Raw genomic sequence first — 14,403 nt, 5'->3', positions numbered from 1 at the left:
TTTGCACTCGGCCGACACGTTCCTATGGTCGTCTCCAGATACGCAACCATCCTGTTGTTTCCACCGTTAGGGTTCGTCACAGGGGTGCTGTATCTGCTATTCGTCGAAGGAGCGATTGGCTTCGAGGGTGTGACATCCCTCGCTGCGATGATAGGGTCGGCAGTGTGTCTCGGGGTGTTTGCGTCGGTCATACTGCAGGACTCGCTCTCACGCGGCGTCGTCAACGTCTTCTTTACCGTTCTCGGTGCGGTAGGGCTGTTCCTGTTTTCCCTTACCCTCCCGGGCGTCTGACTACGTCGCGCCGCCACTTCGCCGGTCGAACTGTTCGTACTCCGTTCCATCCAGTATCTCGCGGAGAGAGTCGACTGCCCGATACACGTCTTCGAATCCGACGTATTCGGGTGCACGCTTCGTTCGAACTCGGATTAACTGCCGTCAGTTTGACTCAGACGCCTGCGTTTCTGAGCGAATGCCTCGCCGTAGCTCGAGTACCGAAACGAGCACGTAGTATAGCCCGACGAGGCGTGTCGCTTGGTACACCCACGGTCTCCACTGACAGGCGTCGGCGTCGGTGTACGCGAGTTTGGTAGCGTATCTGAGGTACTGACGTGGGTACAGGATGGAGAGCAGTCCCATGATACCGAGGAACTTCTTGAACGTCGAATACGAGCCCCCACGCCGCCGAACGAGGAATAAAAAGACCACCCCCTCCGCCCGAGCGATGGGTACTGTCCACGGCCGTAACTCGCACTCTTCGGGGTTTTCGAGTGCCAGTCGTTCTGCCGACCGGATGAGCACCTCCGGTCGGAGGATTTCGGCGACACCGAACACGGTGAGTATCGTGCGCAACATGACACTACGAGATACGCCGTTCAAACTAATGAACCGTTCCCGGCGATTCGTCCGCCATGACGGTCTATCTCCGATTTCTAACGGTTCATGTCACGCCGCCACTTCGTCGGTCGAACTGCTCGTACTCCCTGCCGTCCAGAATCTCTCGCAACTGTTCGACCGCCCGGTACACGTCTTCGAATCCGACGTAGGTGGGTGCCGGTGCGAGACGGACGACGTTCGGCGGGCGGAAATCCACGACGACACCTCGCTGTTTGAGCGCGAGACTGAGTCGGTACGCTTCGGGATGTTCGACGGCGACGTGACCGCCACGAGACGAGGCGTCGCGGGGTGTCCCGACCGTACACTCCGGGAGTCGGTCGTCGACGAGCGCGATGAGGTAGTCGGTGAGTGCGAGCGATTTCTCGCGGAGTGCAGCGACTCCCCCGGCATCCTCCACGATGTCGAGTGTTCCGTCGAGAGGTGCCGCGGCGAGAATCGGAATCGTCCCGATTTGGAACGCACCTGCTGAGTGTGCGGGGTCGTACGTCATCGCCATGTCGAACTGCGTCTCCTTGTCGTTGCCCCACCACCCCGCGAGAGACGGCGTCGCGCCGAAGTGTCGTTCGTTGACGTAGAGGCCGGCGATTGCGCCGGGACCGGCGTTGAGATATTTGTAGTGGCACCAGACGGCAAAGTCGACACCGGCCGACGACAAGTCGTGTGGGACGACGCCCACTGTGTGCGCGAGGTCGAATCCGGCGAGTGCGCCCACGTCGTGGGCCGCGTCAGTGATGGTCCCGATGTCGAACAACTGGCCGCTTCGGTAGAGGACCGACGGGAGAAACACCATCCCTACGTCGTCGTCGATGGCCGAGAGAACGTCGTCTGTCTCGATTGTCCGCCCATCACGACTTTCGACCACGCGGAGGGCGTCGTCCGGGTCGCGTCCGAACTGGCGGAGTTGGGCGCGAACCGCGTAGTGGTCGGTCGGAAAGTCGAGGGCGTCCACGACGATTTTCTCCCCGCGTTCAGGGTCGTAGAACGTCCCGACGAGCGTGTGGATGTTGACCGTCGTGGAGTTGGCGACGACGACTTCCGCGGGTTCCGCGCCGACCAACGGTGCGAGTCGTTTCCCGAGGCGTTCACCGTAGGAAAACCAGTCGGGGTCGGCGTCGGTCCACCCGTGGATGGCGAGTTCGCGCCACTCGTCGACGACGTGTTCGAGCGCCGCCTCGGCGTCTACCGAGAGCGGACCGAGTGAGTTGCCGTCCATGTACAACTCGCTGTCGGGGACGTAGAACCGCTCGCGGAGGGCAGAAAGCGGGTCGGCCGCATCCATCTCGCGGGCGGTTTCGAGTGTGAGGTGGTCGCCTCCGTGGTCGCCCTCGTCGTTCATAGACGCGAGTTGGCCGGCCGACGCAAGTAGTTTTGTGACCCGGACGGCGTGGTGTTTCCGGACGGCGTGGTGTTTTTCACCGTCGCCCACGCGAGAGGGAGCATGGGTCTCTTCGACGACGCACCGACAGACGCCGACGCCACCGTCCGTACCGACGCCGACGCCACAGCCACGCTGAATGAACAGGCACAGGCCGTCGTCGACGAAGTCGCCCAACTTGGCATTCCCGAGTGGTCCGCACTGGGAATCGAGAGCGCCCGCCGCATCGAAGACGAGGTGTTCGCATCGGTGGATGCCCCCGAGATCGAGCGCATTACGAACATCGAAATCCCCGGTCCAGCGGGTGAGGTTCCGCTTCGGATCTACCACCCTGACCCGGAGCAATCACCGCCTGTCCTCGTCTTCTTCCACGGCGGCCTCTGGGCGATGGGGACGTTGGACTCCATCGACGGTGTCTGTCGCCGCCTCGCCAGACGAACCGGTCACGTCGTCGTCTCCGTGGACTACCGACTCGCGCCCGAACATCCGTTTCCGGCGGGCCTCGAAGACTGCGTGTGGGCGACTGAATGGGTCGCAGCCAACGCGACCAGCATCGGTGCAGACTCCGGCCGACTCGCAGTCGCTGGCACGAGCGCTGGAGGCAACCTTGCAGCGGCAATCTGCCTCTGGGTCCGCGAGTTTGGAGGCCCAGAAATCGACCAGCAGATTCTCCTCTACCCGATGACAGACATCTCGGACGACCACCGCTCACTCTCGGAGAACGCCACTGGGCCACTGCTCACCCGCCGAGACGTGCTGTGGGCCCACGACACCTACCTTCGGTCACGAGTCGACCGCTACAATCCGTTTGCCGCACCACTTCGGGCAGATTCTCACGCGGGACTCCCGCCTGCCTACGTCGTCACTGCTGGATTCGACCCGCTCAGAGACGAAGGTGCTGCGTACGCATCGGCACTCGATTCGGCCGGTGTTCGCGTCGTCCACGACCACGAACCCGCGATGTCACACGGGTTTCTCAGCCTGACCGCGGATGTCGACGCGGCGGACGCAGCGCTCGACAGGGTTGCAGATGCGGTGCGAGACGGGTTTTGATTCGAGTGAAGACGGTCGAGAGAGTCGCGGTGGATGAGACAAGAGGTCGCGGTGGCTGAGATGAGATGAGCTGAGCTGAGATGAGCTGAGATGAGATGAGATGAGCTGAACTGAGATAAAAAGAACCGACCTGTGCGACGTTAGGCCATCGGTTGACTGGTCTCTTCTGGCTCTTCGCGTGGATACATGCCCCCAATGAGGCCACCAACCGTCGCAGGAATCGAGTGGAACAGCACCAACAAGAGGAGTGAGAGCGCGACGCCGAGCGTCGCAAAGGTCCCCCCGAGCGAGAGCTGGGCAATGGAGACGGCGAGGCCAGCGAACGTCAGCATCGCAATGGCGACGAGTCCACCAATCGACCCCGCGAGAAAGCCATTCCACACACCACTCACTCGGCCGTTACCGGCGTAGTATCCCGCCGCCCACCCACCGAGTAATCCGCCGACGACGCCACCGAGTAGTGCGAGTTGCTGGACGAACCCAGCCAGAAGCGAGAGGATGAGCGTGATTCCGAACCCAATCGCGACTGCACGCCACTTTGTTTCTACCATTACCGACAGGTATACGCGCTGAACTGGCTTGAAATCGGTTTCTCAGCGTTCGGACAGTCCTGAAACATTGTCAGTTGCAGCGGAGTGTCGGCCAACGACAGTCAGGCCGTTATTCACCCTTGGCGAGGCGCTCGTACGCCGCCCACGACGGGTCGATATCTGGGTGGTCGATTCGGTCGCCATCGACGACGACGCCCTCGCCGGCGACGACAGTTCCTGCGATGCCGACGGGCGTACCCCGCGCTTCGAGGGCGGCAACCACGTCGTCGGTGACAGACGGGTCGGTGGCGACGACGAGTGACCCCGCAGTGGTCGAGCGCCACGGGTCGATGTCGAGATAGTCACACACTTCACGGACGCCCGGTCGAATCGGGATGCTCGATTCGTCGATTTCGAGCTGGACGCCTGCACTCTCTGCAATCTCGTTGAGCGCGCCGTGGACGCCACACTCGGTGGCGTCGTGCATCGCGTGGACGTTTCGGCCACCGGCAGCAGAGACGGTCATCGCGTCGCGGACGGCGTCTGTCTCGTCGAGACGCGCCTGTGCAGTCGCGAGCAGGTCGGCATCGAGCCCATCGAACCCTTTGGGGAAGAGTGTCGTCAAGAGGCCAGTCGTCTCGACTGCGGGACCTTTCGTCACGAGGACGTCGTCACCCGGCTGAGCACCGTCGGGGCGAATCACGTTTTCGTGCTCGCCGACTGCGAGTGCGGTTGCGCCCCCGACCCACGGGTAGGAACACCCCGAGTAGCGAGCGGTGTGGCCGGTGACGATGCTGACGCCGAGGTCTGCTGCCTCTTCGTGCATCGCGTTCCAGAGTTCGGCGAACTCGCCGTCTGTCATCTCCGGCGGGAGGGTGAACGATATCGCGATGTGAGATGGGTCGAGACCGGAGACGGCGATATCAGAGAGGACGATATCGAGAGCGAACCGGCCCGCTCGGTCGAATCCGAGTGCAGGGAGCACAGATATCGGGTCGGTCGCGAGCGCGACTGCAGTCCCGTCGATATCGAGGAGGCCGAAGTCGACGCCGTGGGTCGGACCGAGCGCGACGTCGTCTCGGTCTGCGCCGAGGCGAGGGTAGATGAACTCGTCGAAGAACGCACGGTCGACCTTTCCGAGGTCGGTCATATCGAGAGTCAGTGGGCCGCCAGTAAGAACGTACCCATCCGTCCATCGAGACCGAAGCAATCACTGGACTATCGACACGCACCATGCTCGAGAGGTGGACGTGGGACGGTCCCCCGTCCCAACTCATGAAGAAGGACGCGGAGACGGTTCGACGGGAGCAATACGTCCCACCACCACCGGCGTTAAACCGCGTCAGTTCAGTATCTGCTCTGGACCTACAAGAAGTTCGCTAAGTCCCCTCGAAGGCCATATATAGGGGAACAAAATCCATAAAAAACAGTACCGACTTCGAGACGCATCGACCACTCAGACTGGCCGATACCCCGCTTCGTCGGGAGTGTTGTTCGGCGTCCACCAGACGTCGTCGATGTGTTCTATGACGGCGCGGGCGACGGCGACCGGTTCTTCGTGTTGCACCCAGTGTGTCGCGTCCTCGAACGTGCGAATGTGGCCGTCGGCACAGTACGAGAGGCTCTCCCTGGCCATCTTTGGGCGAAGGAATCTATCGTTGGTCCCCCAGACGATGAGCGTCGGTGCCTCCACGGTACGTCGCTTCGGCCGGGGGCGGTCACGAACGAGTGCGCGATACCAGTTGACCATCGACCGATACGCACCGGGAACCGACCACGCAGCCCGATACCGCTCCATATCCGTCTCCGAGAACGTCCCCGGAAGCGACGACGAGCGCATCATCCGCTCGAGGACCGCCCAATCGCCGACGGGTGCGAGAAGTTCTGGAAGTTTCGGGAGTTGGGCGAACAGCATGTACCAACTGCGGAGTTGCTGCGCCGGGTCGCGAAGGAGATGCCGACGGTAGACTGTCGGGTGCGGGAGATTCATCACCGTGAGCGACCGCACTCGGTCTTCGTGATGGAGTGCCGTCCACCACGCGACTGCTGCGCCCCAGTCGTGGCCGACGATGTGTGCCTTCTCGTAGCCCAGTGCGTCGACCAGGCCGACCACGTCGCCTGCGAGCTCGTCGATCTGGTACGCCGAGACATCTGCCGGGCGGTCACTGAGGTTGTATCCTCGCTGGTCCGGGGCGACGACCCGATAGCCATCTTCGACGAGAGGGCGGAAATAGTCCGCCCACGCGTACCAACATTCGGGGAACCCGTGGAGGAGAACGACCAGTTCTCCGTCTTCGGGTCCTGCCTCGACGACGTGCAGTGTGACGTCACCGACCTCGACACGGCGACCGGACGCATCGACGAGAAGTTCTACGTCCTCACACGAGAGGCCCGATTGACTCGACATATCTCTCGTTACGTGGTCAGAAGACAAATGTGCCGCGGCGAAAGTAGTGCGGCAGACGTCCGCGAAATTCGGCCAGATTCGAGTCGAAAACGTGGCCGAACCGGGCTATCCGAAGAGTCGCTCGCGGAGACTCCGTTTGCGGGTTCGTTCTGCGAGGAGCACCGAACACTCGACGTCGTCGACGACGTCCAGCACCAGCGTCCCGCGGACGAGACGCGACAGGAGGCCGCGTTCGGTCGCCCCGATGACGAGCAGCGACTTATCCTGTGCGTGCGATTCGATTGCCATTTCGACGTCGCCAGATTCGACTGCCAGCGTGGCGTCACTCAGGCCGCGCTCTTCGGCCCACTTGCTGAGGAACGCTTCGCCCTTGTCCACGTCGTCTGCGACGTGCAGGAGCGTCACGTTGGCGTCGTAGAACTCCTTGAGCACCAACGCGATGGACGCAGAGAGGTCGGAGTCCGGCCCGCCGGCAGTCGGGACGAGCACCTCCGATGGGTCGAATCCGCGGTCTTTCAGCACCAACACGTCGTACGGGAGCGTGTTGGTCATCTCTTCGATGGCCGACTCTGCACGGCCGGGTGCGCCGTGACTGTCTGGGCCCCATCCCATCACGACGAGGTCAGCGTTGTACGTCTCTGCGGCGTCGAACACTTCCTCGAACGACCGGTGAGAGAGCACCGTGTGCGTCTCGATATCAACGTCGAGTTCGTCGGCGTCGAGACGTGCCTGTTCGAGCAGCTCGTCTGCCTCGGCGAAGTCGTACTCTGTCCGGGCGGATTCGAGTGCCGTCTGGTCAGGTACCTGCACGATGTGGACACCGACGAGGGTTCCGTTGTTCGCTTTCGCGACAGACCCGCCGAGCGTGACGAGGTCACGTTCGCTCTGGGGATTCGCGAGCGGAACCATCACCCGGAACCCACCGTCGGGCTGGACCGACGTCGTCGCCGAGACTGCTGCAGCAGGCATCTCCTCAGACCGCTGGAGTACGTACTTGCCGAGAATCCCCTGCTTGGTGGCCTTCCCACGGGCGTAGACGGCGTACCAGAGCATGGCGAACACGACGAACCCGACTGCGAGGAGGACGATCGTGTCTGCGAAGAACGCGATGAGCGCGAACGACGTAATCGCCCCGAGAATCGGCGTGAATGGGTACAGTGGGACCGTGTAATCCGGTTGGTAGTCGTCAGGGTCTGCGATACGCATCACGATGAGCGAGACGTTGAGGAGGCCGTAGATGATGAGGTGCAGAACACTGCCCGCGTTCGCGAGCGTCCCGACGTCGGCCAGGAGGATGAACACGAGGATGAACCCGCCCGTGATTGCGATCGAGCGGTACGGTGTTCCGAACCGGGGATGAATCTCGTTGAGGTTTTCGGAGACGATACGGTCGCGCCCCATCGCGAAGTTGATACGCGACGACGCGAGGATGGACGCGTTTGCCGACGACGCCGTGGCGAGAAGCCCACCGAAGAGCATCGCGGCGGCCCCGACAGGGCCGATGAGGATGCGCGCGACGTCGACGACGGCGGTTTCGTTGCCGGCGACGACGCTGTTGTCGACGGCGGCTAACACCGTCACGAGGACGAGCGCGTACACTGCCGTGACGATGATGACGCTCCCGAGGACTGCACGCGGGAGGTTCTTTCCGGGGTCTTTGATCTCCTCAGCGACGGACGTAATCTGGACGAATCCAAGGTAGGAAACGAAGATGAGGCCCGTCACGGGGAGCAGTGGACTCACACCCTTGTCCGGCGGGATGAAGGGGCGGAGTTTCGCGAGGTCCGCGTTCAGGAGGCCGAAGACGGTGAACACTGCGAGGATGGCGAGCAAGATGAGGACGATTGCGTTCTGGAGTTTCCCCGTCTCTTTCGCACCGACGTAGTTGATGAAGACGAACAACAGGCCGCCAGCGAGCGCGACCAGTTTGACGCCGGAGATAACGACCGGTCCGATAACGAGACTCGGCACAGAGAGGAAGGTGACCACGTACTGGCCGAACCCGGTCATGTAGAACGCGGACGCGAACGCGAGCCCCATCCAGTTCCCCCAGCCGGCGACGCTGCCGAACAGTGGCCCGAGAGCGTGATTGATGTAGTAATACGCACCACCGGATTTCGGCATCGCCGTCCCGAGTTCACTGGCGGACGCGGCGGTCAGCAGTGCGATGACGCCCCCGAGAACGAACGCCGCGGCGGCGAGTGGGCCTGCCTGTAAGACTGCCGCACCGGGCAGGACGAAGATACCTGCACCGATCATCGTCCCGATACCAATCGTCAGCGCCGCGAGTGGGCCAAGGTCTTTTGCGAGTTCCTCGTCTGTCATTTCTCACCGTCTGCCGTTTCGTCCGGGTCGTTTTCGCTCTCTTCACTGGTTTCGACACCGTCTCCGGGCAAGACGACCACCGGACGATCGCTCTTGCGAATCAATCGGTCGCGAACGTCGCCCGAAAAGAGGTCCCACCACGAGCGCCCGCCACGGGGCGTAAAGACGATCGCTGACGCGTCTACCTCGGCCGCAGCATCGAGAATCGCGTCGCCAACGTCGGTATCGAATCGCAGGTCGGTCGCTACGTCGATGCCGGCCGTGTCGGCGGCGCGGCGAGCGATGTCGAACACGTCGTCTGCGAGTTCCTCACGTTGTTCGACACCTGCTTTGTCCGGTGCCCCACCGGCTTTCTCGATGACGTGGACGACGAACGCCCGGCCGTTTGTTGCCGCAATCCGTGGGAACGCGACGTTGCACGTCACCTCGGCGTCTGCTTCGTTCGCAAGCGGAACGAGCGGACGAGAGAACAATGGCTCGAAGTCCGTCGTCATCGTCGTGTCCCCGTCTGTTTGTTGCTTGATACGCGCGATTCAACCCGGCGGAACGGGATCGTGTCGGGCTCGGCCGCACCCGATTCACCATGTGACCGTCGGGAGTTCATATCGCCGGCTTGGGCGCGAATTGGTATAGAAGTTCGCAAATCCCGTCCCCGAGTCGGCGAAATTCGCCGGAATAATGAGACGTTCGTTAACTTTAGAGATTCAGATGGCAGTAACCCACGCTCGGTAGTCGTCTGCACGACCGTACACTGCCTGAAATGCACGGTCTGCGAACCCCGCGAGACGGTTCGCGTCAGAGCGCGCAGAGATTCTCACGTTCGTTCCTTCTGCTTCGTCCGGACTCTCCAGTTGGTCGATACGGAACTCGGGGAACTCCGAAAGCAGGTCTTTCAGCCGGTCGAGTTCCTCGTCGGTCACGTCCATATTGAACGTCCGGTCGCCAAACTGAATCCACGGGCCGGGGTCTTCACCGTCGATGTCGGGGTCATGGGCCGCTTCGAGCGTGAGGAACGCACTTCCTCGGTTGCGATGTGCTACGACGGCGTCGGCGAAGAGTTTCCGGCGTTCTCGGGGTGAGTCAGCCTCGAATCGGGTCATAGTCGTGGCTACTGTCGCTCGGTACAAAAACCGCCCGCGTCGTCGCGGCGGTCAGATAAACAGGAGCACTGCTCCGAGACTCACCGTGCTGATGGTGAGTAACTGCACTGCGAAGACGAAGACAGGGGCCATCCCGGTCTTTCGCATGGTCTCGAGACGGATGCCGAGACCGAGGCCGACGAACGCGAGCGCGAACAACGCGTCGCTGGCGGTGTCGATGGTCGCCAACACACCGGGTGAGAACAGCCCAACGTTTGCGAGGACAGCGACGACGGCGAATCCGACGAGAAACGGAGGAATACCCTCTACGACCGCTTTGACGCCCGTCGATTCGGCACTGGCGTATCGAACGGCGTACCACAGCGCGACGGCACCGAGCATCGAATTCCGGGCAAGTTTCGTCACCGTCGCCCACTGCCCGGCAACGTCGGAGTGAGCGAATCCGGCCGCAGTGACTGGCCCGGTGCTGAACATACTCACGCCTGCCCAGACGCCGAACTGCTGGCCAGTGAGCGGGAGTATCTCTCCCGCCACAGGAAACACAGCGAGCGTAATCGCGTCGAACAACAGCACCGTTGCGACGACGTGGGTGAGTGTTTCCCCGTCAGCGTCGATGATGCCCGCGATGGCAGTCGCCGCCGAGACGCCACAGATACTCGCGCCTGCTGCGAGGAGTGAACCGGTCTTGGCCGTGAGTCCGAATCCGCGCGCGGCGACGACTTCGACGAGAGCGATACTCGCGACGACAGTCGTGACGACGAACGCGAGAACGACCGGGCCAGACGCGACGACTTCGTCGAAAGCTATACGAGCGCCGAGGAGGACGATACCCGCCTCGAGCAGTACCATGTGTGTTCGCACTCCCTGTTTCGCCCACGAAGGAACACCGACCGTGTTCGCGACGAGTGCTCCGAAGAAGACACCCAGCAAGAGGGCGTTGAGCCCAGAGACAGCCCCTGCGACGAGTGTTGCCACACCAGCGAGGAGGGCGAGAAGTCCGAGGCCCGGAAGGAGGCGACGAACGCGAGAGACACTCATTACACTCACGGTTCGTCGCGGAACCTGTCGGAGAGGCCATCTACATCGAGAGATGAGTCACGCTCGAGAGGCGAGTCACGCATCAGTTGGGAAGACGAACGACACCCCGTTGAACGTATCGTTCTCTGTCACAGAAACCAGCAACATACTCCCACAATTGTGGCAATGTTTTGCATCCACACACAATTGTCGGGAGAGAACTGGCAAATATCGCCAGTTGCACGGACTCGGGTCGGTGCATATCTGGGTTGGTATCTTCAACACTATATGCTCTCGCTGGATGGTAGTCGATATGGGCAAGCGCATCCTCCTGCTCGGCGCTCCTGGCGCGGGCAAGGGCACGCAGTCGAAGCGACTCGCCGAGCAGTACGACATCGAGCACGTCACGACCGGTGACGCGCTCCGCGCGAACAAGGATATGGAAACCGAGTACGGGACGCCTCGGTCGTTCATGGAGAAAGGAGAGCTCGTCCCCGATGCAGTCGTCAACGAAATCGTCCGTGCCGCACTCGAAGATGCGGACGGCTACGTCCTCGACGGCTATCCGCGAAACCTCTCGCAGGCGGAGTATCTCACCGAGATTACGGACCTCGACGCTGTCCTCTACCTGAAGGTCGCAGAAAGCGAACTCGTCGAGCGACTCACCGGCCGGCGTGTCTGTTCCGAGTGTGGGACGAACTTCCACGTCAAGTTCAACCAACCCGAAGAAGAAGGCGTCTGTGACGAGTGTGGCGGCGAACTCATTCAGCGCGACGACGACACAGAAGAGACCGTCCGTGAGCGTCTCTCCGTCTTCGAAGAGAACACCGCACCCGTCATCGAGCACTACCGCGACGAAGGCGTCCTCGTCGAAATCGATGGCGAACAGACACCGGACGACGTGTTCGACGACATCGTCGTCGTCCTCGACCAATAAGATTCGGCGAGCACCCAGAACCCGAAGCGTTCTGGTGACGCCGTCGGCGACGCGTAATCGAAACACTGCTTCGGGTATTCTGGCGCTTTTTAACGGGTGAGACACCACGTCACCAGTTGCGCGTCCCCTCGTCCGCAGAGTAAAAGCTTGATAACAGCCGGTTGCTAAGGAGTCGGTAATGGCACGAATCGAATCTAAAGTGCGTGACCTCGTCGGTTCGGACTCCGACATGCGCGCTGCCGTCGAAACCGTCCTCGAACGGGCGGACGACGGCGAAGTCGAGTGGGCCGACGTCCGCGACGAGCTCACGAGCGGCCAGTGGGGTCGTCTCATCGAGAAAGGAATTCTCGTCGATGGCGACGAAGGCTTCCGTCTCGCAGACGCGACGGCGACCCGCGCCGGCCTCGAAGCCGACGACTCGTCGTCTGAGTCGTCCAAATCGTCGACCTCGTCTTCCTCGTCTACTGATACTGGAGACTCCTCGTGGTCGAAGTACGACAAAGCCGCGGCAGTCATCACTGTCGGCCTGTTCCTCGGCTACTCGGTCGCCGAAGTTCGCAACGTCATCGGCGGAGTCATGGACGTCGCACTCGGTCCGCTGGCCGAGTTGCTCCCGTTCTACGCCGTCGTGATGGTTCTCGCACTCGCCACGGGTCTCTACTCCACGCTCCTGCAGGCGAACCTCATGGACATGGAGAAGATGTCCGTCTACCAAGAGCGGATGAAGGACATCCAGAAGCGGCAGAAGGAAGCCCGTGCGAACGACGACGACGCCGAACTCGAAAAGATTCAGGAAGAACAGATGGAAGCGATGGGCGACCAGATGGGCATGTTCAAAGAACAGTTCCGCCCGATGGTCTGGATTATGTTCCTCACCATCCCGGTGTTCCTCTGGATGTACTGGGCCATCGGCGTCGGCGGCGCGAACGCCCAACCGCACGTCACGCTCGAACCGCTCGTGCTCCCGATGATCGGGGAAGTCGCGTGGAAAGATGGCGTCATCGGCCCGATGCAGGCGTGGATTGTCTGGTACTTCCTCTGCTCGATGGGCTTCACCCAGATTATCCGCAAAGGGCTCAACATCGACATGACGCCCTCGACGTCGTAACTCTCCGACCCCGTTTCTTCTCTCGACCGGCGTGAGAAGCCCCCACAGGGGCCGACGCCAACGATAACCTCTTTTAGTGAACCCCACGGAGCATGGATATGTTACTGACTGTTTCCGGGCCACCGGGCAGCGGAAAGAGCACGACGGCCGCCGCACTCGCCGCGGCGTTCGACCTCGAGCACATCAGCGGAGGCGACATCTTCCGCGAACTCGCTGCCGAACGCGACATGTCCGCCGTCGAATTCAACAAACTCGCCGAAGAAGACGACCAAATCGACCGCGACCTCGACCGCCGACTCCGCACCATCGCACTCGAACGCGACGGTGTTCTCCTCGAATCACGACTCGCAGGGTGGCTTGCAGGTGACGAAGCAGACCTTCGACTCTGGCTCGACGCCCCCGTCCACGTTCGTGCGGCCCGAATCGCGGACCGCGAAGACAAGTCCGCAGAACTCGCGCGCGAAGAGACCGTCACTCGCGAAGAGAGCGAAGCACTCCGGTACAACGAGTACTACGACATCGATATCACCGACCTCTCTATCTACGATATCGCGCTCAACACGGCCCGCTGGGGTCCCGAAGAAGTGACCGCCATCTGTACCGCTGCAGTCGAAGCCTACGACGCGGACGCAGACGAAGGCAAATACCCTGTCGAAGGCGTCCGCTACGACTTCTAACCATGCTCCGCACCCCACCCGAAGACCGAAGCGTCGACGAACTCCTCTCGTTCGGCGTCGTCAACCTCGACAAACCACCGGGGCCGTCGGCCCACCAGGTGACTGGGTGGGTCCGCGATATGGCCGGTGTCGACCGTGCTGCGCACTCGGGAACGCTCGACCCGAAGGTCACTGGCTGTCTGCCGATTCTCCTCGGTGACGCGACTCGCATGGCGCAGGTGTTCCTCGAAGGCTCCAAAGAGTACGTCTCGGTGCTCGAACTCCACGGGCCCGCACCCGCGGACATCGACTCGACCGTCGCCGAGTTCGAGACCAAACTCTACCAGAAACCGCCGCGCAAGTCGGCCGTCTCGCGTCGCCTCCGTGTCCGCGAGATTTACGACCTCGACCTGCTCGAAGTGAAAGACCGTCAGGCCCTCCTTCGCATTCGCTGTGAGTCGGGGACGTACATCCGGAAACTCTGTCACGACCTCGGCCTCGCACTCGGCACCGGCGGCCACATGGGTCACCTGCGCCGAACTGCGACTGACCCCTTCGACGATTCGGACCTCGTGGACCTCCACGACCTGCAAGACGCCCTCGTCTTCGCCGAGGAAGGTGACGAGTCGTGGCTTCGTGACCTCGTCTTCCCGGCCGAACGCGCACTGACACACCTGCCGTCGGTCACGATTGCCAACACCGCCGCCCGCGAAGTCGCCAACGGCGCACCGGTCTACGCCCCCGGCGTGTTCGACGTGGATGCCGACGCGTCTCGTGGTGACCTCGTCGCCTGCTACACCGAAAACGGGTCGGCCGTCTGTCTCGGCGAACTCGTCGGCGACGCGGACGCTGAATCTGGCGTCGTCGTCTCGTTAGAGCGTGTGTTGGTCTGAGAACTCCCTCTTATTTCGGCGCTGTCGAGGCCACAGATTTCAACTCACGAAGGACGCAGTCGTGTCTCTGACCAGACACCAGTAACGACAAGCACTTCCAGACTAGTT

At 62.0% G+C, this 14,403-nt stretch carries 15 protein-coding genes; 6 read left to right on the top strand and 9 right to left on the bottom strand.

Annotated features, from left to right (window positions below):
* The first annotated feature begins 24 nt into the window (after positions 1-24).
* Entirely contained in the window at positions 25-291 is a 267-nt protein-coding gene (locus tag ACK3SC_RS13750) for a hypothetical protein (RefSeq protein ID WP_416840754.1), read from the top strand.
* A gap of 144 nt (positions 292-435) precedes the next feature.
* On the opposite strand, the gene ACK3SC_RS13745 is transcribed toward ACK3SC_RS13750, so the two are convergent.
* Together ACK3SC_RS13745 and kynU are read right to left on the bottom strand one after the other, a co-directional pair.
* Positions 436-852, bottom strand: coding sequence for a hypothetical protein (locus tag ACK3SC_RS13745; RefSeq protein WP_416840753.1), 417 nt, complete (start codon positions 850-852; stop codon positions 436-438).
* Positions 853-937: 85 nt separating this feature from the next.
* Complete coding sequence (kynU, locus tag ACK3SC_RS13740) at positions 938-2,230, bottom strand: kynureninase (protein WP_416840752.1); 1,293 nt, start codon at positions 2,228-2,230, stop codon at positions 938-940.
* A gap of 102 nt (positions 2,231-2,332) precedes the next feature.
* Between kynU and ACK3SC_RS13735 the strand changes: the two genes are divergently transcribed.
* Positions 2,333-3,322, top strand: a complete 990-nt coding sequence (locus tag ACK3SC_RS13735; protein ID WP_416840751.1) for an alpha/beta hydrolase — start codon at positions 2,333-2,335, stop codon at positions 3,320-3,322.
* A gap of 140 nt (positions 3,323-3,462) precedes the next feature.
* Here ACK3SC_RS13735 and ACK3SC_RS13730 read toward each other — a convergent pair whose 3' ends face one another.
* The 7 genes from ACK3SC_RS13730 to ACK3SC_RS13700 all read right to left on the bottom strand — a co-directional run bounded on the left by ACK3SC_RS13730 (position 3,463) and on the right by ACK3SC_RS13700 (position 10,722).
* On the bottom strand, positions 3,463-3,873 hold the full coding sequence (locus tag ACK3SC_RS13730; protein ID WP_416840750.1) for a DUF5518 domain-containing protein: 411 nt from the start codon (positions 3,871-3,873) through the stop codon (positions 3,463-3,465).
* A gap of 109 nt (positions 3,874-3,982) precedes the next feature.
* On the bottom strand, positions 3,983-5,002 hold the full coding sequence (locus tag ACK3SC_RS13725) for a HypE family hydrogenase expression/formation protein (RefSeq protein ID WP_416840749.1): 1,020 nt from the start codon (positions 5,000-5,002) through the stop codon (positions 3,983-3,985).
* Positions 5,003-5,308: 306 nt separating this feature from the next.
* Positions 5,309-6,259 carry an alpha/beta fold hydrolase gene (locus ACK3SC_RS13720; RefSeq protein ID WP_416840748.1) on the bottom strand — a complete coding sequence of 317 codons (951 nt, stop codon included), beginning with the start codon at positions 6,257-6,259 and terminating at the stop codon, positions 5,309-5,311.
* A 105-nt stretch (positions 6,260-6,364) separates the two neighbouring features.
* Positions 6,365-8,584, bottom strand: a complete 2,220-nt coding sequence (locus ACK3SC_RS13715; protein WP_416840747.1) for an amino acid permease — start codon at positions 8,582-8,584, stop codon at positions 6,365-6,367.
* Positions 8,581-9,078, bottom strand: a complete 498-nt coding sequence (locus ACK3SC_RS13710) for a universal stress protein (protein ID WP_416840746.1) — start codon at positions 9,076-9,078, stop codon at positions 8,581-8,583. Before ACK3SC_RS13710 ends, ACK3SC_RS13715 begins: the two co-directional genes overlap by 4 nt.
* A 210-nt stretch (positions 9,079-9,288) precedes the next feature.
* Positions 9,289-9,684, bottom strand: coding sequence for a hypothetical protein (locus tag ACK3SC_RS13705; RefSeq protein ID WP_416840745.1), 396 nt, complete (start codon positions 9,682-9,684; stop codon positions 9,289-9,291).
* Between the two features lie 51 nt (positions 9,685-9,735).
* Complete coding sequence (locus ACK3SC_RS13700; protein WP_416840744.1) at positions 9,736-10,722, bottom strand: YeiH family protein; 987 nt, start codon at positions 10,720-10,722, stop codon at positions 9,736-9,738.
* A 292-nt stretch (positions 10,723-11,014) separates the two neighbouring features.
* On the opposite strand from ACK3SC_RS13700, the gene ACK3SC_RS13695 reads away from it, so the two are divergent.
* The 4 genes from ACK3SC_RS13695 (at position 11,015) to ACK3SC_RS13680 (ending at position 14,295) form a co-directional block, all read left to right on the top strand.
* Complete coding sequence (locus ACK3SC_RS13695) at positions 11,015-11,638, top strand: adenylate kinase (RefSeq protein WP_416841229.1); 624 nt, start codon at positions 11,015-11,017, stop codon at positions 11,636-11,638.
* A 178-nt stretch (positions 11,639-11,816) separates the two neighbouring features.
* Positions 11,817-12,746 carry a DUF106 domain-containing protein gene (locus tag ACK3SC_RS13690; RefSeq protein ID WP_416840743.1) on the top strand — a complete coding sequence of 310 codons (930 nt, stop codon included), beginning with the start codon at positions 11,817-11,819 and terminating at the stop codon, positions 12,744-12,746.
* A 98-nt stretch (positions 12,747-12,844) separates the two neighbouring features.
* Positions 12,845-13,423: a (d)CMP kinase gene (gene cmk, locus ACK3SC_RS13685; RefSeq protein WP_416840742.1), complete on the top strand. Its 579-nt coding sequence runs from the start codon at positions 12,845-12,847 to the stop codon at positions 13,421-13,423.
* A gap of 2 nt (positions 13,424-13,425) precedes the next feature.
* Entirely contained in the window at positions 13,426-14,295 is an 870-nt protein-coding gene (locus ACK3SC_RS13680) for an RNA-guided pseudouridylation complex pseudouridine synthase subunit Cbf5 (protein WP_416840741.1), read from the top strand.
* Positions 14,296-14,403: the final 108 nt, after the last annotated feature.

The organism is Haloferax sp. DFSO52 (assembly GCF_048158745.1).
Classification (GTDB): Archaea; Halobacteriota; Halobacteria; order Halobacteriales; family Haloferacaceae; genus Haloferax.
Note: the sequence above shows the minus strand (reverse complement) of the source record. Positions and strands in the feature narration are given on the sequence as shown.